Origin of the sequence: Bradyrhizobium sp. 26S5 (assembly GCF_036923295.1) — a bacterium.
Taxonomy (GTDB): domain Bacteria; phylum Pseudomonadota; class Alphaproteobacteria; order Rhizobiales; family Xanthobacteraceae; genus Bradyrhizobium; species Bradyrhizobium septentrionale.
Window position 1 is genome coordinate 8,699,429 of sequence record NZ_CP145948.1, and the last position, 23,437, is coordinate 8,722,865.

The 23,437-nt window shown below is 65.0% G+C and carries 21 protein-coding genes; 9 read left to right on the plus strand and 12 right to left on the minus strand.

Going from position 1 to position 23,437, the window contains the following annotated elements; all coding sequences use genetic code 11:
- Window positions 1-161: 161 nt before the first annotated feature.
- Together hemA and V5279_RS41195 are read left to right on the plus strand one after the other, a co-directional pair.
- Window positions 162-1,391, plus strand: a complete 1,230-nt coding sequence (hemA, locus tag V5279_RS41190; RefSeq protein WP_166301420.1) for a 5-aminolevulinate synthase — start codon at window positions 162-164, stop codon at window positions 1,389-1,391.
- A 113-nt stretch (window positions 1,392-1,504) separates the two neighbouring features.
- Window positions 1,505-5,014: a PAS domain-containing hybrid sensor histidine kinase/response regulator gene (locus V5279_RS41195; protein ID WP_338692496.1), complete on the plus strand. Its 3,510-nt coding sequence runs from the start codon at window positions 1,505-1,507 to the stop codon at window positions 5,012-5,014.
- Between the two features lie 63 nt (window positions 5,015-5,077).
- Here the strand turns inward: V5279_RS41195 and V5279_RS41200 are convergent, their stop codons facing one another.
- Window positions 5,078-5,614, minus strand: a complete 537-nt coding sequence (locus V5279_RS41200; protein WP_166301414.1) for an REP-associated tyrosine transposase — start codon at window positions 5,612-5,614, stop codon at window positions 5,078-5,080.
- A 63-nt stretch (window positions 5,615-5,677) separates the two neighbouring features.
- Window positions 5,678-6,352 carry a response regulator transcription factor gene (locus tag V5279_RS41205; protein WP_338692497.1) on the minus strand — a complete coding sequence of 225 codons (675 nt, stop codon included), beginning with the start codon at window positions 6,350-6,352 and terminating at the stop codon, window positions 5,678-5,680.
- 356 nt (window positions 6,353-6,708) lie between these two features.
- On the opposite strand from V5279_RS41205, the gene V5279_RS41210 reads away from it, so the two are divergent.
- Window positions 6,709-8,334: an MFS transporter gene (locus V5279_RS41210; protein ID WP_175619786.1), complete on the plus strand. Its 1,626-nt coding sequence runs from the start codon at window positions 6,709-6,711 to the stop codon at window positions 8,332-8,334.
- A 111-nt stretch (window positions 8,335-8,445) separates the two neighbouring features.
- On the opposite strand, the gene V5279_RS41215 is transcribed toward V5279_RS41210, so the two are convergent.
- The 3 genes from V5279_RS41215 to V5279_RS41225 form a co-directional block, all read right to left on the minus strand.
- Window positions 8,446-8,919: a secondary thiamine-phosphate synthase enzyme YjbQ gene (locus V5279_RS41215; protein WP_338692498.1), complete on the minus strand. Its 474-nt coding sequence runs from the start codon at window positions 8,917-8,919 to the stop codon at window positions 8,446-8,448.
- 184 nt (window positions 8,920-9,103) lie between these two features.
- Window positions 9,104-9,616, minus strand: coding sequence for a hypothetical protein (locus V5279_RS41220; protein WP_166301405.1), 513 nt, complete (start codon window positions 9,614-9,616; stop codon window positions 9,104-9,106).
- A 31-nt stretch (window positions 9,617-9,647) separates the two neighbouring features.
- Window positions 9,648-10,271, minus strand: a complete 624-nt coding sequence (locus tag V5279_RS41225) for a 2-hydroxychromene-2-carboxylate isomerase (protein WP_166301402.1) — start codon at window positions 10,269-10,271, stop codon at window positions 9,648-9,650.
- A 275-nt stretch (window positions 10,272-10,546) separates the two neighbouring features.
- Between V5279_RS41225 and V5279_RS41230 the strand changes: the two genes are divergently transcribed.
- From V5279_RS41230 to V5279_RS41250, 5 genes are all read left to right on the plus strand, one after another.
- Window positions 10,547-10,918 (plus strand): AtpZ/AtpI family protein, encoded by a 372-nt coding sequence (locus V5279_RS41230; RefSeq protein WP_166213672.1) that lies wholly within the window; start codon window positions 10,547-10,549, stop codon window positions 10,916-10,918.
- A 71-nt stretch (window positions 10,919-10,989) separates the two neighbouring features.
- Entirely contained in the window at window positions 10,990-11,739 is a 750-nt protein-coding gene (locus tag V5279_RS41235; RefSeq protein WP_166301396.1) for a F0F1 ATP synthase subunit A, read from the plus strand.
- 55 nt (window positions 11,740-11,794) lie between these two features.
- Window positions 11,795-12,025: a F0F1 ATP synthase subunit C gene (locus tag V5279_RS41240; RefSeq protein ID WP_016847054.1), complete on the plus strand. Its 231-nt coding sequence runs from the start codon at window positions 11,795-11,797 to the stop codon at window positions 12,023-12,025.
- Window positions 12,026-12,084: 59 nt separating this feature from the next.
- Window positions 12,085-12,651, plus strand: coding sequence for a F0F1 ATP synthase subunit B (locus V5279_RS41245; RefSeq protein WP_166301393.1), 567 nt, complete (start codon window positions 12,085-12,087; stop codon window positions 12,649-12,651).
- Window positions 12,652-12,655: 4 nt separating this feature from the next.
- A complete protein-coding gene (locus V5279_RS41250; RefSeq protein WP_338692499.1) occupies window positions 12,656-13,141 on the plus strand; it encodes an ATP F0F1 synthase subunit B in 486 nt (161 codons plus the stop codon).
- 111 nt (window positions 13,142-13,252) lie between these two features.
- On the opposite strand, the gene V5279_RS41255 is transcribed toward V5279_RS41250, so the two are convergent.
- The 6 genes from V5279_RS41255 to V5279_RS41280 form a co-directional block, all read right to left on the minus strand.
- Window positions 13,253-13,891, minus strand: a complete 639-nt coding sequence (locus tag V5279_RS41255; RefSeq protein ID WP_338692500.1) for a hypothetical protein — start codon at window positions 13,889-13,891, stop codon at window positions 13,253-13,255.
- A 149-nt stretch (window positions 13,892-14,040) separates the two neighbouring features.
- Window positions 14,041-14,628, minus strand: coding sequence for a GNAT family N-acetyltransferase (locus V5279_RS41260; protein WP_029079870.1), 588 nt, complete (start codon window positions 14,626-14,628; stop codon window positions 14,041-14,043).
- 189 nt (window positions 14,629-14,817) lie between these two features.
- Window positions 14,818-16,107 (minus strand): pitrilysin family protein, encoded by a 1,290-nt coding sequence (locus tag V5279_RS41265; RefSeq protein ID WP_338692501.1) that lies wholly within the window; start codon window positions 16,105-16,107, stop codon window positions 14,818-14,820.
- Entirely contained in the window at window positions 16,108-17,523 is a 1,416-nt protein-coding gene (gene thrC, locus V5279_RS41270; protein ID WP_338692502.1) for a threonine synthase, read from the minus strand. It abuts the gene before it with no gap.
- 1,122 nt (window positions 17,524-18,645) lie between these two features.
- Window positions 18,646-19,272, minus strand: a complete 627-nt coding sequence (locus V5279_RS41275; protein ID WP_338692503.1) for a glutathione S-transferase family protein — start codon at window positions 19,270-19,272, stop codon at window positions 18,646-18,648.
- A gap of 392 nt (window positions 19,273-19,664) precedes the next feature.
- Window positions 19,665-20,258, minus strand: coding sequence for a GNAT family N-acetyltransferase (locus tag V5279_RS41280; RefSeq protein WP_338701675.1), 594 nt, complete (start codon window positions 20,256-20,258; stop codon window positions 19,665-19,667).
- Window positions 20,259-20,409: 151 nt separating this feature from the next.
- Between V5279_RS41280 and V5279_RS41285 the strand changes: the two genes are divergently transcribed.
- On the plus strand, window positions 20,410-20,691 hold the full coding sequence (locus V5279_RS41285; RefSeq protein WP_338692504.1) for a hypothetical protein: 282 nt from the start codon (window positions 20,410-20,412) through the stop codon (window positions 20,689-20,691).
- 198 nt (window positions 20,692-20,889) lie between these two features.
- On the opposite strand, the gene V5279_RS41290 is transcribed toward V5279_RS41285, so the two are convergent.
- Complete coding sequence (locus V5279_RS41290) at window positions 20,890-23,334, minus strand: penicillin acylase family protein (protein ID WP_338692505.1); 2,445 nt, start codon at window positions 23,332-23,334, stop codon at window positions 20,890-20,892.
- Window positions 23,335-23,437 lie beyond the last annotated feature (103 nt).

Below are 23,437 nucleotides of genomic sequence, written 5' to 3' on the forward strand. Positions count from 1 at the left end.
CCCGGCGATTTGACCGAAATCAAGGCGGATAGACCCCCGCTAGGGCAATTTGCCCAACTGCCGCGCATGCCCAGATGTGAGCCAATGCATGGACATTAGAGCTGGAAAAGCTCTAAGAAGAGGCAGCTTTTCCGGTCAGGTTCCGCTTTCTGGGTTCGCAGATGAATTACAGCCAGTTTTTCCAAACCGCCCTCAACCGCCTGCATGACGAGCGGCGCTACCGGGTGTTCGCCGACCTCGAGCGGATCGCGGGACGCTTCCCGCACGCGACCTGGCATTCGCCGAAGGGCAGCCGCAACGTCGTGATCTGGTGCTCCAACGATTATCTCGGCATGGGCCAGCACCCCAAGGTGGTCGGCGCCATGGTCGAGACCGCGACCCGGGTCGGCACCGGCGCCGGCGGCACCCGCAACATCGCGGGCACCCACCATCCGCTGGTGCAGCTCGAGGCCGAGCTCGCCGATCTCCACGGCAAGGAAGGCTCGCTGCTGTTCACCTCGGGCTATGTCTCGAACCAGACCGGCATCTCGACGCTCGCCAAGCTGATCCCGAACTGCCTGATCCTGTCGGACGCGCTGAACCACAATTCGATGATCGAAGGCGTGCGCCAGGCCGGCTGCGAACGCCAGATCTTCCGCCACAACGACGTCGCCCATCTCGAAGAGCTGCTGATCGCCGCCGGCCCCGACCGGCCGAAGCTGATCGTCTGCGAGAGCCTTTATTCGATGGACGGCGACGTCGCGCCGCTCGCCAAGATCTGCGATCTCGCCGAGAAATACGGCGCCATGACCTATGTCGACGAGGTGCATGCGGTCGGCATGTACGGCCCGCGCGGCGGCGGCATCGCCGAGCGTGACGGCGTGATGCACCGGATCGACGTGCTCGAGGGCACCCTTGCCAAGGCGTTCGGTTGCCTCGGCGGCTATATCGCCGGCCGCGCCGAGATCATCGACGCGGTGCGCTCCTATGCGCCGGGCTTCATCTTCACGACCGCGCTGCCGCCGGCGATCTGCTCGGCCGCGACCGCCGCGATCCGCCATCTCAAGACCTCGAACTGGGAGCGCGAGCGCCACCAGGACCGCGCCGCCCGCACCAAGGCGATCCTGACCGCCGCCGGCCTGCCGGTGATGTCGAGCGACACCCATATCGTGCCGCTGTTCGTCGGCGATCCCGAGAAGTGCAAGCGCGCCTCCGACCTGCTGCTCGAGGACCACGGCATCTACATCCAGCCGATCAACTATCCGACGGTCGCCAAGGGCACCGAGCGGCTGCGCATCACGCCCTCGCCCTACCATGACGACGGCCTGATCGACGCGCTGGCCGAGGCCCTGCTCCAGGTCTGGGACCGGCTCGGCCTGCCGCTGCGCCAGAAGTCGCTGGCCGCCGAGTAACCCTATCCCTCTCCGACCCCGAATTTGGGCCGGTCGTGCGATGCGCGGCCGGCCCTTTGCGTTATACTCGGGGCAACCGGCCCGTTCTTGGCCGGGACAGGAGATAGGCAGCGATGCTGCACGACTGGGGCGTCATCGCCACGGCGTTCGCCTACATCGGATTGTTGTTCTTCATTGCCAGCCGCGGCGACCGGACGTCGCCGGGCGCGCGCGGCCGTGCCAGCCAGTGGATCTATCCGCTGTCGCTGGCGATCTACTGCACCTCCTGGACCTTCTTCGGCTCGGTCGGCTTCGCCACCCGCACCAGCATCGACTTCCTGGCGATCTATATCGGCCCGATCGTGATGATCGGACTGTGCACGCCGCTGCTGCGCCGCGTGATCGCGCTCGCCAAGTCGCAGAACATCACCTCGATCGCCGACTTCATCGCTGCGCGCTACGGCAAGAGCCAGGCGGTCGCGGCCACCGTGGCGTTGATCGCGATCATCGGCTCGGTGCCCTACATCGCGCTGCAACTCAAGGCGATGGCGTCATCGCTGGAGACCATCCTGAGCGAGGACCAGGCGTTCTCGAAGATCCCGATCATCGGCGACATCGCGCTGATGGTGACCTTGGCGATGGCGGTGTTCGCGGTGCTGTTCGGCACCCGCCACACGGACGCCACCGAGCACCAGCACGGCCTGATCCTGGCGATCGCCGCCGAATCCATCGTCAAGCTGGTCGCCTTCATCGCCGCCGGCGCTTTCGTCACCTTCTGGATGTTCTCTCCGGTCGAGCTCTATGAGCGCGCCCTGAAGACGCCGGAGGCGGTGCGCGCGATCGAATACGTGCCGTCGATCGGCAATTTCCTGATCATGACGCTGCTGTCGTTCTGCGCGGTGATGCTGTTGCCGCGCCAGTTCCACGTCAGCGTGGTGGAGAATTCCACCAGCGCCGAGGTCAGCCGGGCGCGCTGGCTGTTCCCGCTCTACCTCGTCGCGATCAATTTGTTCGTGATTCCGATCGCGATCGCGGGCCTCGTCATCTTCCCGTTCGGCGCGGTCGATGCCGACATGTTCGTGCTGGCGCTGCCGATCGAGGGCAATTCGCAGCTGCTCAGCCTCGCCGTGTTCGTCGGCGGGCTGTCGGCTGCGACCGCGATGGTGATCGTCGAATGCGTCGCGCTCTCGATCATGGTCTCCAACGACATCGTGCTGCCGCTGGTGCTGCCGCGCAGTGACGACATCAGCGCCGGTCAGAAGGATTTCGGCGATTTCCTGCTGAAGGCGCGCCGCTTCTCGATCTTCGCCATCATGGTGCTGGCGTATTTCTACTATCGCGCGCTCGGCAACACCCAGCTGGTCGCGATCGGCCTGCTGTCGTTTGCCGCGATCACCCAGCTGGCGCCGGCCTTCTTCGGCGGCCTGTTCTGGCGGCGCGCCACCGCGCGCGGCGCCATGGCGGGCATGCTGGTCGGCTTCGCGACATGGCTCTACACGCTGTTCATCCCGAGCTTCCTGGAGACCTCGACCACAGGCCTGATGCTGCTGCAGCATGGACCGTTCGGGATCGAGGCGCTGCGGCCGCAGGCGCTGTTCGGCGCCGACCTGCCGCCGCTGCTGCACGGCGTGCTGTGGAGCCTGGCGCTCAACATCCTGACCTATGTCCTGTTCTCGCTGGCGCGCGCGCCGTCCGCGATCGAGCTGTTGCAGGCCGATGTGTTCGTGCCCAACGCGTTGGCGCCGATCGCGCCGAGCTTCCGGCGCTGGCGCACCACGGTGACGGTGCAGGACATCCAGAGCACGGTGACGCAATATCTCGGTCCCGACCGCACCCGCGAGGCCTTCGCCTCGTTCGCCGCCGATCGCAATATCGTGCTGCAGACCTCGGCGCCGGCCGATTTCGAGCTGCTGCAGCATGCCGAGCGGTTGATCGCCTCCTCGATCGGGGCCGCGTCCTCGCGCCTCGTGATGTCGCTGCTGTTGCAGCGGCGCACGGTGTCGGCCAAGGCCGCGCTGAAGCTGCTCGACGATTCCCACGCCGCGCTGCATTTCAACCGCGAGATCCTGCAGACCGCGCTCAATCATGTGCGCCAGGGCATCGCGGTGTTCGACGCCGATTTGCAGCTGATCTGTTCCAACCGCCAGTTCTCTGAATTGCTCGGGCTGCCGCCGCATCTGGTGCAGCTCGGCATCCCGCTGCCCGAGATCCTCGAATTCATGGGGGCGATCAGTCCGCCGCCGGCCGGCGACAGCGACAGCCTGTTGCAGCTGCGGCTGCGCGCCTACACCACCGAGGGCGAGCCCTATCTGGAACGCTTCACCGACCGCCATCTGGTGATCGAGGTGCGCGCCAACCGGATGCCGGGCGGCGGGCTCGTCCTCACCTTCTCCGACGTCACGCCGAGCTTCGAGGCCGCCGAGGCGCTGGAGCGCGCCAATGCGACGCTGGAAAAGCGCGTGCGCGACCGCACCGAGGAGCTGACGCGGCTGAACTCAGAGCTCGCGCTCGCCAAGGGCGTCGCGGAAGACGCCAACGCCTCCAAGACGCGCTTCCTGGCGGCAGCCAGCCACGACATCCTGCAGCCGCTCAATGCTGCGCGGCTCTACGTCACGAGCCTGGTCGAGCGCCAGAACGGCGGCGAGGATTCACGCCTGGTCGAGAACATCGACGACTCGCTGGAAGCGATCGAGGACATCCTGGGCGCGCTGCTCGACATCTCCAGGCTCGACGCCGGTGCCATGACGCCGGCGATCACGAGCTTCCGGATGGCGGACCTGATGCGCTCGCTGGAGATCGAGTTCATGCCGATCGCCCGCGACAAGGGCCTCGATCTGCGCTTCGTGGCCTGCTCGCTGCCGGTCGAATCCGACCGCTCGCTGCTGCGCCGGCTGCTGCAGAACTTCATCTCCAACGCCATCAAATATACCCCGCGCGGCCGCGTGCTGATCGGCTGCCGCCGCCGCGGCGATAAGCTGCAGATCAGCATCTTCGACACCGGCGTCGGCATTCCGGTGCAGAAGCGCGGCGAGATCTTCAAGGAATTCCACCGCCTCGAGCAGGGCGCCCGGATCGCCCGCGGCCTCGGCCTCGGCCTGTCGATCGTCGAGCGGCTGGCGCGCGTGCTCAATCATCGCATCGCGATCTCGGCCAATGTCAGCGGCGGCTCGGCATTCTCGGTCACGGTGCCGATCGCGACCGCGGTCAATCATACCGCAGCCGTCACCAGCGCCACGCCGCTGTCGAAGACGCCGATGAGCGGCTCCTTGATCGTCTGCATCGAGAACGATCCCGCCATTCTCGACGGCATGAAGACGCTGCTGACGGCGTGGGACGCCGAGGTGATCGCGGTGCTCGATGCCGACGGCGCGATCAGTGCGATCGAGGCCGCCGGCGGCCGCGTCACCGGCGTGCTGGTCGACTACCATCTCGACCGCGGCAACGGCGTCGCCGCGATCCGCGATATCCGCCGCCGCTTCGGCGACGGCATTCCGGCGATCCTGATTACCGCCGACCGCAGCCCGGCAGTGCGCGCCGCCGCACGCGAGGAGAACATCGCAGTCCTCAACAAGCCGGTCAAACCAGCCTCACTGCGCGCCTTGCTCGGGCAATGGCGGACGCAACAGATGGTGGCGGCGGAGTAACGAGGGCAACGAGAAACCGTAGGATGGGTGGAGCGCAGCGATACCCATCACCTTTCCGCTTGCTCAACTCCTCTCGCCAAACTCCCCATCCAGACCAGAAACGTCCCCGGCCCAATCCTCAACATAGACACCCTGCTGCACAAGGCGGTGGAACGACGAATGCGGCCAATCGCTCACACGTGTCACAAGCCCATGTTTGACGGGGTTGATGTGAACGTAATCGATGTGCCGAGTAAAATCGGTCTCATCACGGATCGTGTGCTCCCAGTATCGTCGCTGCCAGATACCTCGTTCTCCCTTGCCAGCGCGGCTAGCCGAGACCGGCTCACCGCCAGCCAGCTGTCGAGAGAATGACGTTTTGATGAGCCGCCATCGTGTCGAAAAATCTGCATCTCCGTCCGGCAGGGTCCAGACAGTGTGCAGATGGTCGGGTAGGACCACGATGGCATCGATAGTGAACGGATGGCGTCGCTGGGTCTCACGCAATGCCGTCCGCAATCTATCGACATTTTCGGTCAGCAGCCGACGTCGCCGATCCGCCAGATTAACGGTGAAGAAGAAACAGCCTCCGGCAATGAAATTGCGGCGGTAACCGGTCATACTTCCACGCCCGGCCGCCAAAATGATGGGTATCGCTGCGCCCCACCCATCCTACGCGTTCCATCACGTCGATGGCGTGCCCTGGCGCCACTGGCCGCCGGCGATCTTGGCGGCGGCGATCACGGCTTGCGTCCGGCTTTCAACGCCGAGCTTCTGCAGGATGGCCGAGACATGGGCCTTGATGGTCGCCTCGGACACGCCGAGCTCGTAGGCGATCTGCTTGTTGAGCAGCCCCTCGGACAGCATCATCAGCACCCGCACCTGCTGCGGGGTCAGCGTCACCAGGCGGTCGCGCAGCCGGGTCATGTCGGGATCGCCGCCAGCCGACAGATCGGTGTCCGGCGGAACCCAGACGTCGCCTTCCATCACCTTCATGATGGCATCGCGCAGCGTCTCGACGCCGAAGCGCTTCGGGATGAAACCGGAGGCGCCGAAGTCGAGCGAGCGGCGGATGGTTCCGGCATCGTCGCTGGCGGAGACGATGACGACCGGGATCGCCGGATATTGCGCCCGCAGATAGATCAGGCCGGAGAAGCCGCTGATCCCCGGCATGCTCAGGTCGAGCAGAATCAGGTCGACCTCGGAGTCCCGTTCCAGGAGCCCGGTCAAATCCTCAAACGATCCGGCCTCGCTGATCGTGGCCGAACTCACGACGCTCGACACCGCCTGACGCAACGCATCACGGAACAACGGATGGTCGTCGGCGATGACAAGATGAGTATTGGCAGCAGCAGTCATCTCAGTCCCACTAAGCGGATTTCGGCAAACCCGCGCCGTTCGGTTGTCGCCCGCGCGGCAGTATCACGCAAGGGCTCGATAATACCAGATGCCAACTCAGTTAACCCGCTCAGCTTGTGCGCCGCAATAGACGCACGCGGGGGCGTTCCATCTCGACCTTCCTCCACAAGATAAGTTCAATCCTGAAAAGGCCAAAAGTCTTATTGGGGCGGGTTTCACTGCGATGTTACCCTTTAACTCAAGCTTGGGGCTTATTCGGGCCCAACCCGGCAGACGGGAGCGAGCATGGCAGCAACAATTCGGGGGGAGCTTTCCAGATGTCCACAATGACTGCAACTTCGGCGCGGCCCGCCGGCATGACCAAGGATGAGCGTTTCGTCATCCTCGCGTCGTCGCTCGGTACCGTGTTCGAGTGGTACGACTTCTATCTCTACGGATCGCTGGCCGGCATCATCGGCGCGCAGTTCTTCTCCGACTATCCGCCGGCGACCCGCGATATCTTCGCGCTGCTGGCCTTCGCCGCCGGCTTCCTGGTCCGCCCGTTCGGCGCGATCGTATTCGGCCGGGTCGGCGACATCGTCGGCCGCAAATACACCTTCCTCGTCACCATCCTGATCATGGGTCTGTCGACCTTCATCGTCGGCCTGTTGCCCAACGCCAAGACCATCGGCATCGCGGCGCCGATCATCCTGATCTCGCTGCGCCTGTTGCAGGGCCTTGCGCTCGGCGGTGAGTATGGCGGTGCGGCGACCTATGTCGCCGAGCATGCGCCGCAGGGCAAGCGTGGCTACTACACCTCGTTCATCCAGACCACGGCCACGCTCGGACTGTTCCTGTCGCTGCTGGTGATTCTGTTCACCCGATCCATCATCGGCGAAAAGGACTTCGCGGAATGGGGCTGGCGCATTCCGTTCCTGGTGTCGGTGCTGCTGCTCGGCATCTCGGTCTGGATCCGGCTGCGGTTGAATGAATCGCCGGTGTTCCAGCGCATGAAGGACGAGGGCAAGGCCTCCAAGGCGCCGTTGACCGAAGCCTTCGCGACCTGGAGCAACGCCAAGATCGTGATCCTCGCGCTGTTCGGCCTGACGATGGGCCAGGCGGTGATCTGGTACACGGGCCAGTTCTACGCGCTGTTCTTCCTGCAATCGATCCTGAAGGTCGACGGCTACACCGCCAACCTCCTGATCGCCTGGTCGCTGTTGCTCGGCACCGGCTTCTTCCTGGTGTTCGGCGCGCTGTCGGACAAGATCGGCCGCAAGCCGATCATCCTGGCGGGCTGCCTGATCGGCGCACTCACTCTGTTCCCGATCTTCAAGATGATCACGACCAACGCCAACCCGGCGCTGGAAAAGGCCTATGAGACGGTCAAGGTGCAGGTGGTGGCGGATCCCGCGGGCTGCGGCGATCTGTTCAACCCGGTCGGCACCCGCGTCTTCACGGCGCCTTGCGATACCGCCCGCGCCTTCCTGGCCCAGTCGTCGGTGAAGTACTCCACCGTGCCAGGCCCGGCCGGCTCGCCGGTGAAGATCATGGTCAACGACAAGGAGGTGCCGTACACGGACGCCAAGACGTCGAACCCGCTGATCACCGCGGCGGTGCAGGCGGCGGGCTATCCGAAGCCGGGCGACGCCGGCATCGTGAAGATGTCGAACCCGTTCGACGTCTTCCGTCCGCAGGTAGCCGCAGTCATCGGCCTGCTGTTCATCCTGGTGCTCTACGTCACCATGGTCTACGGACCGATCGCGGCGATGCTGGTGGAACTGTTCCCGACCAAGATCCGCTACACCTCGATGTCGCTGCCCTATCACATCGGCAACGGCTGGTTCGGCGGCCTGCTGCCGGCGACCGCGTTTGCGATCACCGCCTCGACCGGCGATATCTATTCCGGACTGTGGTACCCGGTGATCTTCGCGGCAATCACCGTCGTGGTCGGCGCATTGTTCATTCCGGAGACCAAGGACGTCGACATCAGCAAGACCTGATCGGTCGACATCTCGATCAAACAGCATCGGCCGCGGAGCGATCCGCGGCCGATGTCATTTGAGAAGCCAGATCGAATTGAAAGCCAGGTCGAACTGAAGCGGTCGAACGCGTCAGCGCGTGGCACCGATGAATTGCAGCACGATCTCGCGCCGGTGCGGACGGGCGCGATGCTCGATCAGATAGATGCCCTGCCAGGCACCGAGCGCCATTTCATCATCAAGCACCGGAATCTGCAGCGAGGTCGCCGTCAGCATGGTCTTGATATGCGCCGGCATGTCGTCGGGACCTTCGGTGTCGTGGCGCCAGCCGCCGTCTTCGGGTGCGGCGCGATCGAGCGCCGTCATCAGATCGACCAGCACCGTCGGGTCGGCATTCTCCTGGATCGTCAGCGAGGCCGAGGTGTGACGGATGAACAGCGTCACCGCGCCCTCGCCAGCACGCACCTCGCGCAGGAATTTTGCGACCTCGCGCGTGATGTCGGTGAAGCCTGCGCCAGAGGTTTCCACCGTCAACCGCGACGAGACGATGCAGGTTGCAGCGACCGATGATGGCGCCGAGCGCGACATAGTTCTCGGTGAGTTCATCTGTACTTTCTCGACATGTCGTCCCGGCGAAGGCCGGGACCCATACTCCGCGGCCCTTCGATTTCTAAGGCTCGGAGTTGATACCTTTCGTAATCAATGTGCATCGGTGGCGATGGGTCGCGGCCCCCGTGCGCAATTGCGCACTAGGCCAAGACGACGCTGTAGAGACAGCGCCAGCACAAAATCAAATCTTGCCGCCATTGACGTCGCGCTGCACGCGGTTGGCCATCTCGATCAGCCGCCGCCAGGCTCGCTCCACGAACGACATCACGCGATCCATGTCGCGGTCGCTCGGCAGCGGAATCTCGATCTTGCGCTCGCCCTCGGCGATCTTCGGCTCGGCCTTCTTCAACGAATCCGATTTCGGCAGCGCCTCGTCGGTCTTGGCCGGCGGCGCGCGCGCCGCAAGCTCGCCCTTCAGTTTGTCATTGTCGGCCTGCAGGCGCCCGATCTCGGCGTCCAGCGCCGCGCGCTCGTCGGGCACCATGTAACAGGCCCAGCCGGCGCTGGAATTGGTGCAGGTCGACACCGCGCCGGTGCGGGTGTCGAGCCGCAGGAAGCCGTCGCCAGCCGGAGACAATGCGTAGCGACCGTTCTCGGTGTCGGGCGCGGTTTGCGCTGTCGCCGCGCCGCTCGTGATCAAAACGGCCGCAACAATTGCGATGGACGATTTTGAGAGCGACGACGCGATGGGCATGGCTTGCTCCGCCTCAACCTGATTCCTGCCCCTAGACCACAGAGCTATAGGGCTTGCGGCCTGACTTCAACGCGTCCTCGAGCAATTCGATCCGATCCTGGCCCCAGAAGACTTCGCCATCGAGCACATAGCCGGGCGAGCCGAACACGCCGGTGTTGAGTGCATCCTGCCGATTCTGCTCATAGGCCGCGCTGATCGCATCAGAGGGTGAGCGCTCGACAAGCTGCCGGCCGGGCAAGCCGGCATCGTCGGCGAGCTTCACCAGCGTGGCGGGATCGGCAAGGTTGAGCTCAAGCTCCCAGACCGCGGGGTAGGCCCGCTGCAAAAACGGCTCGGGGTCGAGACCCGCCTCAAGCGCCGCGATCACGACGCCATCGGCCAGGCGGCCGTTGAACGGCCAGTTGGCCGGCTGCAGATGGAAATTCAGCCCGCGCTTGTCGCGCCAGCGCTGCAACTCGATCATCCGGTAGCGCTGCCGCACCGGATGGCGCTGCGCGAGCGGCAGCCCGCCGGTCTCCGAGAACAAATCGACCAGCAGCACGGGCCGATAATTTACCTTGAGATCGTAAGTGCTTACGAGCCGAACGAAGGGCTTGTGGCCGATATAGGCCCAAGGTGATTGCAGCGAGAAGTAGTAGTCGATTGGGCGCGGCATGCGGAACCTTGACTGCACGAGAGCGGGAGACTTTCGGTGATCCCAGCAGAGCAGGATAAGCCGCGCAATATCGCTCAATGCCACGCAAGCTGTTGCACTGCGATCACTGTGTCACTCTGACCTTGAATATCTCCAAATAAATCCAACAGAATCAAAGCAATAACTGGTTACGACGCAATCTTGACTTGATTAGACGCGGTAAGTATGGTCCGCGCGGCTTTTGACGGGGACGGGCGCAATTTCCATCATCCGCGGCATCGGTTAGTGTTTGCAGCATGGCTGAAAGCACCAACGACGGCGCAGATGGAAGTCGCGATCATTCGTCTCCCGACGAAGCTGCGCTTTCCGCAAGGCTCGGAAGTCTCGATCATCGGTTGTCAGAAATTCGCGACAGCCGCAGGAGCAAGACTGATCAATCCGGTACTGAAGGCGGGGACAGTGCGGCCAGAGCTTCGGCGATGGCGCTCGGTTTTCGTCTTTCCTCGGAGCTGGTCGCGGGCGTTGTCGTCGGGGCGGCGCTTGGCTGGGGGGTCGACCGTTTGCTGTCGACGTCGCCATTCGGATTCATCGTGTTAACGCTGCTCGGCTTTGTCGCCGGCGTGGTCAACGTGGTGAGGTCCGCGGGCGTGGCCTCGGGCAAGCGCTGAGCGCTGACGGAAGTCACGACATCTGAAATTCGATTACCGGCACGATGGCCGGTGGACCAAGAGCCGCGCGGATGAAAATCGACCCGATCCACCAGTTCAATATCGAGCCCCTCTTCACGCTCGGCCACATCGGCAATCACACGATCGCCTTCACCAATTCGACGCTCTTCATGCTCATCGCGGTGCTCTTGATCGCGCTGCTGATGCTGGCGAGCGGCCGGGAACTGGTTCCGGGACGGTTGCAGTCGGTCGCCGAAATCTCCTACGAGTTCGTCGCCACCACGATTCGCAGCACGGCCGGCGCGGAAGGCATGAAGTTCTTCCCGCTGATCTTCTCGCTGTTCATGTTCCTCTGCGTCTCGAACCTGGTGGGCGTGATCCCCTACACCTTCACGATCGCGAGCCATCTGATCGTGACCGCGGCGCTTGCGCTGCTGGTTTTCTTCACCGTCCTGATCTACGGCGTCTACAAGAACGGCCTGAAATTCTTCAGTATCTTCGTCCCCCACGGCGTTCCGATCTACATCCTGCCACTGGTCATGTTCATCGAGATCCTGTCGTTCTTCCTGCGGCCGGTCTCGCACAGCGTTCGTCTGTTCGCCAACATGCTGGCAGGCCACATCGCGCTGAAGGTGTTCGCGGGCTTCGTCGCGATGCTCGGCTTCTCGCTCGGCGCGCTCGGCTGGTTCGGCGGCGTGCTGCCGCTCGCGCTCACGGTGGCGCTGTACGCCCTCGAACTGCTGGTCGCGTTCCTGCAGGCCTATGTGTTCGCGATCCTGACCTGCATCTACCTCAACGACGCCATTCATCCGGGACACTAAGCGGTCCGGGGAATCTCCACCCACCAATCTGTCTATCTTTCTCAAGGAGCTACAAATGGAACCGGCAGCAGCAAAACTTATCGGCGCGGGCATCGCGTGCATCGGCATGGGCGGTGCGGGCGTCGGCGTGGGCATCATCTTCGGCAACTACCTCGCCGCTGCGGTGCGCAACCCCTCGGCCGCGCAGGGCCAGTTCGGCAACCTGATCTTCGGCTTCGCCGTGACCGAAGCGCTCGGCATCTTCTCGCTGCTGATCGCGCTGCTTCTGCTGTTCGTTCCGCTCTGAGCGGCACCCCGTCGCGCCGCCCCTTCGGGCGGCGCGCATGACAGCAACAGGAGAACACCATGGCTGAGAGTCATGGCGAGGCAAAAGGCCAGAAAGCCGGCGCCCACACCGAGACCGATGGCGGACATCACGGCGGAGCCTTTCCGCCGTTCGATTCGTCCAATTTCGCCTCGCAGCTGGTGTCGCTGGCGATTGCATTTGTCGCGCTCTACCTGATCGTGTCGCGTATCGCACTGCCGCGCGTCGGCGGGACGATCGATGCACGTCAGAACAAGATCGAGGGCGATCTGGCCGAGGCGCAGAAGCTGAAGGACGAGTCCGACGCGGCGCTGAAGGCCTATGAAACCGAGCTGGCGAACGCCCGCGCCAACGCGCAGGCGATCGGCAACGAGACCCGCGAGAAGCTGAACGCGGCCTCGGAAGTCGAGCGCAAGGCGCTGGAACAGAAGCTGGCGGCCAGGCTCGCCGACGCCGAGAAGCAGATCGCAACGACCCGGACCAACGCCATGAGCAACGTCCGCGGCATCGCGGCGGATGCGGCCGGCGCCATCGTCCAGCAACTCGCCGGCGTCACGCCGGACGCGAATGCGGTCAACAGCGCCGTCGACGCGTCGCTGAAGGGATAGGCCGATGTTTTACGAACCGGAAACCTGGGTTGCGATCGCCTTCGTCATTCTGATGGTCGTGTTCGGCTACCTCGGCGTCCATCGCACCCTGCTGACCGCGCTCGATCACCGTGCCGAGCGCATCAAGGCCGAGCTCGAGGACGCCCGCCGTCTGAAGGACGAGGCCAACAAGCTGCTCGGCGAGTACAAGGCACGCCGCGCCAGCGCGGAGCGCGAGGCCGAGGAGATCATCGCCAACGCCAAGCAAGAGGCCGAGCGGATCGCGGCCGAGGCCAAGACCAAGATGGAAGATTTTGTCGCGCGGCGGACCAAGACCGCCGAGAGCAAGATCGCCCAGGCCGAGGCCCAGGCCGTGGCCGATGTCCGCGCCGCTGCGGCCAACGCCGCCGTGACCGCCGCCTCGACCATCCTGTCGCAGTCGGTCAAGGGCTCGGTTGCCGACGACCTGGTCGGCAAGGGCATCGCCGAAGTCCGCTCCAAGCTGAACTGACGCGATCACAATTCCTTCCAACAAAGGCCGGCGCGAGCTGATCGCGCCGGCCTTTTTGCTTGTCCAAATCTGTCCGTTCAGAGCACTAGGCGCCTCGTCACCGCGGCCGCGCTACTTCTTCTTTGGCGCGCGGGGCTTGGGCTCCGGCTTCAGGGCCTGCGGGTCGAAGCCGATATAGAAGATGTAATCGTCGTTCTCCGCGGCCGTCGGCGCCGGATAGACCACATCCTCGGCGACCAGGCTGAACGGCACACTGCCGCTCTCGTCCATCTGCACGGTGGTGGTGTAGGCCTTGGTCATGACCGTCCGCTCGCCGATGCCGCCCTTCACCACGGCGACGCGCAGCGGCACCTGGACGGTCGGCGGCGCGCCCGAGGGCCCGGCGATCACCCGCCCCTGGATCCCGATTTTGGCGGTGATCTGCCCGCTGTTCAGGCCGCATTGCCGCGCTGTGCGCGTGATCGAGGCCAGGAACTTGACGTCGTTGCCGACCGCCTCCTTGCCGTTCGCGGCCACGGAATAGGTCGAGGCCCCGGCGCGGATCTGCACCGGCGGACAGGTCAACTCGGCGTCGGCGTCGTTGAGCTGTTTTGGCGCGGCCGGCTTGTCCGAATCGGACGAGCCGCCGCCGAACAGGCTCTTGAAGCGGTCGCTCAGCGACTGCGCCGAGCCGACCGACGGCAGCAGGGTGGCACCGAGACCGATCGTTACCGCCGCCGCGAGCGCGAACCTGATCACCCTGTCACCCATGCGATATCCTTAAGCCTCCAAGTGGTCTCCGAGTGGAGTTCCCCGTTTCGCGCGCGTTATAGCAAGCCAATGGCGGCGAACCCAAGGCATCTTGCAAGGCATGGGGTGGTCCGGCCATCAGCCGAAAGGCGCAAGACAAGTCTCACGAATCAGCCGCGGAAATCCTCGTGCAGCAGGCCGAACAGCAGGTGGTCCTGCCAGATCCCGTTGATGCAGAGATAGCGCCGCGCCAGGCCCTCGCGGGTGAAGCCGCACTTCTCCAGCACCCGGATCGACGACGCATTGGAGGGAATGCAGGCCGCCTCGATGCGGTGCAGATTGAGCTCGCCGAACAGCGAGGGCAGCAGCACCCGCAGCGCCGTCGTCATGTAGCCGCGATGCGCGTGCGGCAGGCCGACCCAGTAGCCGATCGTGCCGGCCTGCACGATGCCGCGGCGGACATTGGCGAGCGTGATTCCGCCGATCATCACCCCGTCCGATTCGCGGAAGATGATGAACGGGTAGGAACGGTCGGCGGCAATATCCTCGGTGTAGCGGCGCAAGCGGCGGCGGAAGCCGGCGCGGGTCAGGTCGTCGGACGGCCAGATCGGTTCCCATGGCGTGAGATAGGCGCGGCTGAATTCGCGCAACTGCGCCCATTGCGGGAAATCCGACATTTGCGGCGCGCGCAGCAACAGCCCGTGACCGCGCGGCATCAGTGCAGCGGGTCCACTAGACGGCAAACGAAACAGGGCCATGGCCCAACACTCCCCGCCAAGCTATTCCCCCTCGCCCCGCCCTTGCGGGGAGAGGGTTGGGGTGAGGGGCTCCGTCCACGAGCGAGCCGATCGCTGGGACCTGTACCCCCTCACCCGGATTGCACCGGACGATGCTTCGCATCGCCGAGAGCAATCCGACCTCTCCCCGCAAGCGGGGAGAGGTAAATCCTAGTGCAGCAGCGACTTTGCCTTCGACTTGGTCAATCCTTCCGCAAAAGACACCGCCGTGTCCAGACCCCTGCCGCTCCCAAGCGCAACAACAGCGGGCCGGCTGCGCGACAGCAGGGCACGGGCGGCGTTGCGGCTCGATTCGACTGAGACCGCATCGATCCGCGCCACCAGTTCTTCCACCGTCTGCGGCCTTCCATAGGCTAGCACATGGCGTGCCAATTGCTCCGCCCGCGATGAGCAGCTTTCCAGCGCCATCAACAGCCCGGCCTTCATCTGCGCCTTGGCGCGGGCGACCTCGGCCTCGGTCAGGGTTTCCACCGCGTCATTGATGACGTCGACGATCACTTCCATCATTTCCGGCGCGTCGGCCGGATCTGTCCCGGTGTAGAGCCCGAAGAAGCCGGTGTCGGTGTAGGGCGCGTGGAAGGTGTAGATCGAGTAGCACAGCCCGCGCTTCTCACGCACCTCCTGGAACAGCCGCGACGACATCCCGCCGCCGAGCGTGTTGGTGAAGACCTGCAGCGAGAATAGCGACAGGTCGGTCTGCGGCACGCCTTCGAGCGCCAATGTCAGATGCGCCTGCTCGAGATCGCGGTGCACCACGCGCGAGCCGCCCTTGCCGAACATCGCGGCTTGCGGCTTCGGCGCCGGCGTGGCGTCGAAGCTCGAAAACTTCTGCGCGACGTCCTCGACGATGCGCTTGTGATCGACGGCGCCGGCGGCGGCGACCACCATGTCCGGGGCGCGGTAATGCGTCGAGAGGTAGTCGCGCAGCATGTCGCGGTTGAAGGCCTTCAGCGTCTTGGCGGTGCCGAGCAGCGAGCGGCCCATCGGCTGGTCCGGGTAGCAGAGCTCGTTGAGATGCTCGAACACGACGTCGTCGGGCGTATCCTGCGCCGCGCCGATCTCCTGCACGATGACGCTCTTCTCGCGCTCCAGCTCATCCGGCACGAAAGACGGATTGGCGAGGATGTCGGAGAGCACGTCCAGCGCCAGCGGCACGTCGGCCTTCATCACCCGCGCATAATAGGCCGTGGTCTCGGTCGAGGTGCCGGCATTGAGGTCGCCGCCGACCGCCTCGATCTCCTCGACGATCTCGCGCGAGGAACGCCGCGCGGTGCCCTTGAACGCCATGTGCTCGAGCAGATGCGAGATGCCGTGCTCGTTCGGCTTCTCGTCGCGCCCGCCGACGCCGGCCCAGACGCCAAGCGCCGAGGTCTCCAGATGCGGCATGCTGTCGGTGACGACGGTCAGGCCGCTCGGCAGCTTGGTGATTTCAACGCTCATTCAGGCAACTCCTTGCTTGGCAGCACGGCTGACCGACAGCACGAAGCGCTCGACCTCGGCAGAATCATTCTTCATGACAGTCATCTGTTCGGACTTGGTCATCAACCCTCCGAGCCAGGCCGGCAGCTGCGGACGCACCCCGCAGGCGGCCTCGACCGCGTCGGGGAATTTCGCCGCATGCGCGGTCGACAGCACGATGTTCGGGATCCCTGAGTCCGAGGTGTCGCGGTCGGCGACCGCGAGCGCGACCGCGGTGTGGGGATCGACCAGATCGCCCGCCTCGCGCCAGGCGGCGCGGATCGCCGCCGCCGTCTCGGTCTCGTCGGCGCGGCCGGCGTCGAAATCGCGGCGCACCGCGGCCAGCGTCGCATCCGGCAGCACGAAGCGGCCGGACTGCTTCAGCGAGCCCATCAGGCGGCGGACCTGCTCGGCGTCGCGGCCGCTGGCCTCGAACAACAGCCGCTCGAAATTCGACGACACCTGGATGTCCATCGACGGCGAGGTCGTGGCGTGCACCTCGCGCACCTCGTAGATGCCGGTCTTCAGGGTCCGGGCGAGGATGTCGTTGACGTTGGCAGCGATGCGCAGCCAGCGGATCGGCAGTCCCATCCGCTTGGCGACGTAGCCTGCGAAGATGTCGCCGAAATTGCCGGTCGGCACCGTGAAGTCGACGGTGCGCCGCGGCGAACCGAGCGCCACCGCCGCGGTGAAGTAATAGACCACTTGCGCGACGATGCGCGCCCAGTTGATCGAGTTGACGCCCGACAGCGCCACCTGGTCGCGGAAGCGATGGTTGTTGAACATCGCCTTCACCAGCGCCTGGCAATCGTCGAACGTGCCCTCGATCGCCAGCGCATGGACGTTGCCGGCGCCGGTCGTCGTCATCATCCGGCGCTGCACCTCGGAGATGCGCCCGTTCGGGAACAGCACCACGAGGTCGACATTGTCGAGCCCCGCGAATGCCTCGACCGCGGCGCCGCCGGTATCGCCCGAGGTCGCGACCACGATGGTGGTGCGCTGCGCGCGCTTGGCCAGCACGTGGTCCATCAGCCGCGAGATCAGCTGCATCGCGACGTCCTTGAACGCCAGGGTCGGCCCGTGGAACAGCTCGAGCATGAACTGGTTCGGCCCGACCTGGTCGAGCGGCACCACGGCGGGATGGCGGAACGTGGCATAGGCCTCGTTGGCCATGCGGCCGAGCTCGGCGTCGGAAATCTCGCCGGCGACAAACGGACGGATGATCTCGACCGCGACCTCCCAATAGGGACGGCCGAACAGGGCGGCGATGGTCTCGGGCGAAAGCTGCGGCCAGGTCTCGGGCACGTAGAGCCCGCCGTCGCGGGCAAGCCCGGTCAGCATCACATCGCAGAAGCCAAGCACCGGGGCCTCGCCCCTGGTCGAAATATACCGCGTCAAACCGCCCTCCAAAGGCTTCGATCCGAGCCTTAAGCCTTTGATATCATGGAATTATCTAGTTCGCCGCATGCGAACCGGATGAGGTCACCATAGAAGATCGGGCCCCCAATGGGTAGCCCGAAGCGCGCGTCCCCGGGGTCGCGCGGGGTGGTGAATTGCCTCGTGATGGAATGGATTGCGCGGATCTCTCTCCGTCCGTCGTCCCGGCGAAAGCCGGGACCCTTAACCACAGCACGTGATGGCGAACGAGGATCGCGGCTCCAGCGTGCGCAAAAATTGAGATTTGGGGTAATGGGTCCTGGCTCTCGCCAGGACGACGATGAGAATGGTGCTCGATTCAACCTGTCAAACAGCTCGTTCGGTGTCATCGCCCGGGCTTGACCGGGCGATCCAGTATTCCAGAGACGCCAGTGCTTGAGCGGATAGGCCGCGGCGTACTGGATCGCCCGGTCGAGCCGGGCGATGACAGTGGGGTGGGGACACAACTTCGCATTCTCGCGACATGATTGTCCGAGCTTTGCTCTTCGTTCCGCCCTCTCTTGAACAGAGGGCGCAGGGAAAGCCGGGTGCCGATCGCACCCATGGGCCCCGTGCAAAGGTAGAAAGCACGGGGGTAGGACCACAGGTGTAACCGGAGCAATCCGGCTTTCCCTGCGCGATGGGTTACGGCTTACTTCGTGCTCTCCCCGGCGAGACTTGGCTTGTTTGTCACCGCCTTCGCAAAACGCGTTCGCGTGTTGCGACGAGACACCTGCCGCTAGGGCGTCAGGACCACACGACTTCACCGTCCGCCTCGGTCGCTCTCGTCGGTCACGACCTCGGCGTCCACCGCATCTCACACCGCGTTCATGACGACCGCGAAGCGCCCCTCAATCGGGTGAGACGGCGGCGTTTATAGCACCGAGTTACATTTCTGATAAAGCGAATTATTTTCGCGTGAAGGGCTTGCGCCGTCGGGCAACTCAGTGGCAGGGGCGCGCGCCTCCATCCACTCGTCATTCCGGGGCGACGCGAAGCGTCGAGCCCGGAATCCATCCATCCACAGAACCCGCGGCCTGATGGATTCCGGGCTCTCGCTTCGCGAGCCCCGGAATGACGATGGAGAGAGAGCGGCGCTATCCCCTAACCGCTCGGCGGCGCCAGTGGTTGCACGATCTCCTGGAACGGCGGCAGCGCCTCGCAGCGTGCGGCGTGGGCCTGCAGCGCGGGATAGCGCGCGTCGAACAGATGCGGATGCGCCTCGCCGGTGAAGCGCAGCGCGCAGGCGACTGCGATGTCGGCATGGCCGATGCGATTCTCCAGCCAGTACGGCGCCGGCACCGCCGCCCGCTCCTTCTCCAGCACCGCGAGCACGCCTGATATCTGCGCCTCGCAACGCTCGACCCAAAGCTTGAGCTGCTCCTTGCGCAGCACGCGCTCGTAGATCAGGCTCACCGCCTTGTCGGCGAGCCCGGTCGCGAGCGCCGTGATGCGCAGATGCTTGCGCCGCTCAGGCCCGGAGCGCGCGATCAGCGCTTTCTCCGGCCCGACCAGTTCGTCGAGATAATCCAGGATCGCACCGCTCTCGATCAGCGCTTCGCCATCGTCAAGCACCAGCGTCGGCACCCGCCGCACCGGATTGTAGGCCGCAACCTTCTCCGCATCGCCGAAGGTCGACCACGGCTTGTGCTCAAAGGGCAACCCATAGAGCCGCAGCGCGATCGCGGTGCGGCGGACAAAGGGCGAGTCGTACTGGCCGATCAAAAACATCCGTCATCTCGTCGGTCGTGCCGCGGCAGGCCACTGCCCTCGAAAGCAGAGCTTTCGAGGTGTGCGGCCACGCCGGGGTCAGAGGTTGCGCTTTGCACCATCCTAGATGGGCTGCGCGGGGTTGCAACCGGCCGGGTCATTCCAATGAGGCATTGCCTACCGCCGATTCTGCTGGTGCTCGCCGTCAACTGTTGCGGCAGAGCGGACCGTGTTTTGAAGTCGAGCAGCAGCCACACTCGATGTCGTCCCTGCGAAAGCAGGGACCCATTACCACCGGCTCCCGTTGTGGCAAAGGCTGGAGCCCCAGCACAGTAACCAACTCAGTTCGGTGGTTATGGGTCCCGGGTCGCGCTCCCGCTTGCCCGGGACGACGGCAGAGTTTGGAGCAACAGCTATGCAATCACCGGCACATGCCTCGCCGCATCGCGCGGCAATGTGCCGTCAAGGCGCGGATCGTCGGCCACTTCGATCTGCCGCTTGAACGGACGAAACCCCGAGCGCTGGTAGAACGCGATCGCGGAGGGATGGTCGAAGGTGCAGGTGTGCACCCAGACGCGGCCGACGTCGCGCGACCAGGCGATCTCGAGGGCGCGGTTCATCAGGAAGCGCGCGGCGCGGGTGCCGATGAATTTTGCGGTGACGCCGAAATAAAGCAGCTCGCATTGGCCGGGCTCGCTGAAATCGAGTTCGAGCAGGCCTTCATCATGGCCCTCAACGACCAGCCCGTAGAGCTCGATGCCGGGCGCGTGAATGACGGCGCCGAGATCGGCGTCATCGAGCCCCGTGCGGGTGAACCACAGCCACTCCTCACCGACGCGGCGGTAGAGATCGCGATACCAGTCGAGTGCGGGCGGATCGACCTTGCGCAGGCGCCATGCGCCGGGCGGATCGTCGCGGCGCGGCGGGCGCTCGGTAATTTCCAGATGTGTGACGACGGCGGCGATCTTGCCGTGGGGGATGTCGGAGTACCCGTCGGGTAGCAGCATCACGCGACCTTTGTTTCCAATTATCGGCGGGAAATATCCGCGTGTCTCGCGGCAGATGCAATGCAACGCTGCGTAACAATGTTACCGATTTGTCAGTCGGCGTTTTGGCGAATCAGGCGCTCGATGTGGAGAGGCCACCGGAGCAGACATCGTGTCGCGCCATCACACGCTGCCGCCGATCATCTATACGCCGCCACCACCGAAGCCGAAGCCTGCGCGACGGCGGCGTGGCATCGGTTACGCACATGGGACGGGTGCGGCTGGTGAGGCCGAGGACGTCGAGGATGGTGCGCCGGTGCGCGGCACTCAGGTTGTGCCGCAGCACGCGCGCCCGGTCGAGACCGTCGAGCGGCGCGCGCCGTCACCGAACGGCAAGCTCAGCGACGACACGCTGCGCGCGATGCTTGAGTTGCAGGAGAAGCAGGTGAAGTAGTCGACGGTATCGGCCACATATTCACTGTCGTCCCGGCCTAGTGCGCAATTGCGCACGGGGGCCGGGACCCATAACCACCGATGCCGATTGCTTTTGCGCGCTGGGGCCACAGCGCCGTTCAACAACGCAACCCTGTGGTTATGGGTCCCGGCTTTCGCCGGGACGACAGTGGAGTTTTGGGCGGCCACCAGCCTTCCTTCACCTTGGCGTCAGCGTGATCGCCTCCGCCGTTGCGGCCTCTACTGCGCCGCGGCTGTAGAGCAGCGGCACATATTGGCCGGTCGCCCACAGCGGCGCGAGGTCGCGGTAGTGGGCGTTGAAGGGATCGCCGGATTGGCCTGGGGTGTTGATGGTGCGGCTCGCATCCCAGTTGCCGACATCGAGCACCATGCGGAACGAGGCGCCCGCGGTGAGCTGATAGTCGGAGCGGCGATAGGTGGCGGCGCGCGGCACGTTGGCGGCGCCGCCATAGGCGAGCGGGCCGACCGACATCTGCGCCGCGGTGGCCTTGTCGGCGAGCGGCATCAGCGCGTGATCGAACTTTGCGACATGCAGCCGGCCCCAGCGCCAGGTCGAGGCATCGCCCCCGAGCTTTGCGGTGACGTCGGCTACGGCCGCGCCGAGGCTGTCGCGCAGCACGCGGTCGCGTTCGGCGGCGGGATCGCTGCCGAGCGCGGCGTCGGGTTTTTCGAGATAGCCGACGATGGCGGAAATGCTGGACGCCTCCGGCGCGATCAGCTCGGCCACTTTCGGCGCCGTGGTCTTGAGCAGGACGGGGCCGAGATGGTTTGCGATCCAGACCTCGTAGACCGCAGCCGCGGCGCTATCCGCCGCGTCGCGCGCGTCCCACGCCTGCAACAGGTCGAGCCCCTTCTTCACGTTGGCATCGTCGGATGACAGCGGCTTCAACAGCGCGACGAGGCGACGCGCGAGCATGCCGGTGTCGTCGTTCTGCAGCGCCATTGCGTCCGCCAGCGTCACCTTGCTGTTGGCTTGCAGCACCTCGGTGATGCGCTGCCAGCGCGCGCTGTCGGACCATTCGAACCCGACCCGGCGCTCATTGACCGGATAATCCGCCGGCAGGTTCATCTGGTTGGCGGTGGCGATGAAGCCCTGCTTCGGCTGATAGAGCTTCGGCAATTCGTCGAGCGACAGGAAGCCCTGCCATTCGTAGCGGCCGTCGCCGGGCACCGGCATCAATCCATCGAAGCTCGTGCGGCGCGGCGTCTTGCCGGCGGCGACCCAGCCGATATTGCCTGACGTGTCGGCATAGACCTGGTTCTCCGACGGCGCACCCCAGCGCCGCATCGCGCCGAGGAAGCCTGTCCAATTCTTCGCGGTCATGTAGTCGGAGGAGCCGAAATAGGCCGAGGTGCCCGGCTCGAACCAGATCGAGCGCACCGCGAAGGCGCGCTTGTTCGCATCGTCGACATAGATCACCGGGCCGTGGCGGGTGAACTTCAGCTCGAGGTCGCGGTCGGCCTCGCCCTTCACCGCTTCCTTCTCGTGCACGATGCGCATGTCCTCCCAGCCCGTGCCATAGCGGTACTGGTTCGGATTGTCGGGATTGAGCTCGTAGACGTAGATGTCTTCCTGGTCGACGTTGAAGATGGTCAGGCCGAACGCGATGGTGTCGTTGTGGCCGATCGAGATGCCCGGCAGCGCCGGCTCGCCGGCGCCGATCACGGAGATGCCGGGCGCATTGAGGGCGACGATGTAGCGCAGCGACGGCACCGAATGCTCGCGATGCGGATCGTTGGCAAGGATCGGACGTCCCGTCGCGGTGCGTGAGGCCGCGATCACCCAGTTGTTGGAGCCGATGGTGTCGCGCTGCTGGTCGGCCGCGGCGAGGAACGTGTCGGGATCATGCGCCAGCGCCGCCTTCTGGTCCTTTGCTGCTGCGAAGGCGACCGGGCGCGTGGCGAGGTCATAGGCCGCGAGCACGCCCTTCGGCACGCTGCAGGGATCGAGCCCGTCGGGGATTTTCGTGGTCCACGCCGGCTCCAGCTTGACGCGGAAGCGATCGGCATCGAGGCCTGCGGCACAGGCGACCTGCGAACGCTTCACCTCGGAGGCGACGTTGCGGGTCAGGCCGTGGCTGCGGACGCGCACGACATCCTCCGCCGACCACAGGTCCGGCATCGTGCCTGCGATCCTGAACTCGATCGGCAGCGGCCGCTTGCCCGCCTTGACGTCGGCGACATAGGCGTTGACGCCGGCGACGAAGGCCTCGGCATAGGATTTCGCCTTCGGACCGTAGGCGGCCCATTCCGCATTCATGTCGCCGCGATAGAGGAACAGCCGCAGCGCCTTGTCCTGCTCGGCATAGGCGGGGCCGAAATCCTTCGCCAAGAGGCCGAGCCCGCGCTTGCGCCAGAGATCGATCTGCCAGAGCCGGTCGCGCGCGGCGTTGAAGCCCTGCAGGAAGAACAGGTCGTGCTCGTTGCCGGCATAGATGTGCGGAATGCCCCAGACGTCGACCAGGATCTGGCCCAGCGCCGTCAGCCCGGCAACGTCGGTCTTGACCTCGCGCGCCGCCACCAGCGGGCTCGCCTTCTCGCGCGCCGCGGCAGGCGCGGCCAGCATTGCGGCACAGAGCGCGGTGCTGAGCAGTCTGGTGACCCGGTTGAGATCCGCGTTCATGTTGTACTCTCCGATGGTTGTTATTGGTTGACGCGTTGCCGACGTGTGAGACCATCACCGCGAAGAAAGTGCGTCCCCTCTCCCACTTGCGGGGGAGGGCTGG

Coding starts and splice junctions, on each gene's coding strand:
- hemA (WP_166301420.1), top strand. CDS start 162: ATGAATTACAGCCAGTTTTTCCAAACCGCCCTCAACCGCCTGCATGAC.
- V5279_RS41195 (WP_338692496.1), top strand. CDS start 1,505: ATGCTGCACGACTGGGGCGTCATCGCCACGGCGTTCGCCTACATCGGA.
- V5279_RS41200 (WP_166301414.1), bottom strand. CDS start 5,614: ATGACCGGTTACCGCCGCAATTTCATTGCCGGAGGCTGTTTCTTCTTC.
- V5279_RS41205 (WP_338692497.1), bottom strand. CDS start 6,352: ATGACTGCTGCTGCCAATACTCATCTTGTCATCGCCGACGACCATCCG.
- V5279_RS41210 (WP_175619786.1), top strand. CDS start 6,709: ATGACCAAGGATGAGCGTTTCGTCATCCTCGCGTCGTCGCTCGGTACC.
- V5279_RS41215 (WP_338692498.1), bottom strand. CDS start 8,919: ATGAACTCACCGAGAACTATGTCGCGCTCGGCGCCATCATCGGTCGCT.
- V5279_RS41220 (WP_166301405.1), bottom strand. CDS start 9,616: ATGCCCATCGCGTCGTCGCTCTCAAAATCGTCCATCGCAATTGTTGCG.
- V5279_RS41225 (WP_166301402.1), bottom strand. CDS start 10,271: ATGCCGCGCCCAATCGACTACTACTTCTCGCTGCAATCACCTTGGGCC.
- V5279_RS41230 (WP_166213672.1), top strand. CDS start 10,547: ATGGCTGAAAGCACCAACGACGGCGCAGATGGAAGTCGCGATCATTCG.
- V5279_RS41235 (WP_166301396.1), top strand. CDS start 10,990: ATGAAAATCGACCCGATCCACCAGTTCAATATCGAGCCCCTCTTCACG.
- V5279_RS41240 (WP_016847054.1), top strand. CDS start 11,795: ATGGAACCGGCAGCAGCAAAACTTATCGGCGCGGGCATCGCGTGCATC.
- V5279_RS41245 (WP_166301393.1), top strand. CDS start 12,085: ATGGCTGAGAGTCATGGCGAGGCAAAAGGCCAGAAAGCCGGCGCCCAC.
- V5279_RS41250 (WP_338692499.1), top strand. CDS start 12,656: ATGTTTTACGAACCGGAAACCTGGGTTGCGATCGCCTTCGTCATTCTG.
- V5279_RS41255 (WP_338692500.1), bottom strand. CDS start 13,891: ATGGGTGACAGGGTGATCAGGTTCGCGCTCGCGGCGGCGGTAACGATC.
- V5279_RS41260 (WP_029079870.1), bottom strand. CDS start 14,628: ATGGCCCTGTTTCGTTTGCCGTCTAGTGGACCCGCTGCACTGATGCCG.
- V5279_RS41265 (WP_338692501.1), bottom strand. CDS start 16,107: ATGAGCGTTGAAATCACCAAGCTGCCGAGCGGCCTGACCGTCGTCACC.
- V5279_RS41275 (WP_338692503.1), bottom strand. CDS start 19,272: ATGTTTTTGATCGGCCAGTACGACTCGCCCTTTGTCCGCCGCACCGCG.
- V5279_RS41280 (WP_338701675.1), bottom strand. CDS start 20,258: ATGCTGCTACCCGACGGGTACTCCGACATCCCCCACGGCAAGATCGCC.
- V5279_RS41290 (WP_338692505.1), bottom strand. CDS start 23,334: ATGAACGCGGATCTCAACCGGGTCACCAGACTGCTCAGCACCGCGCTC.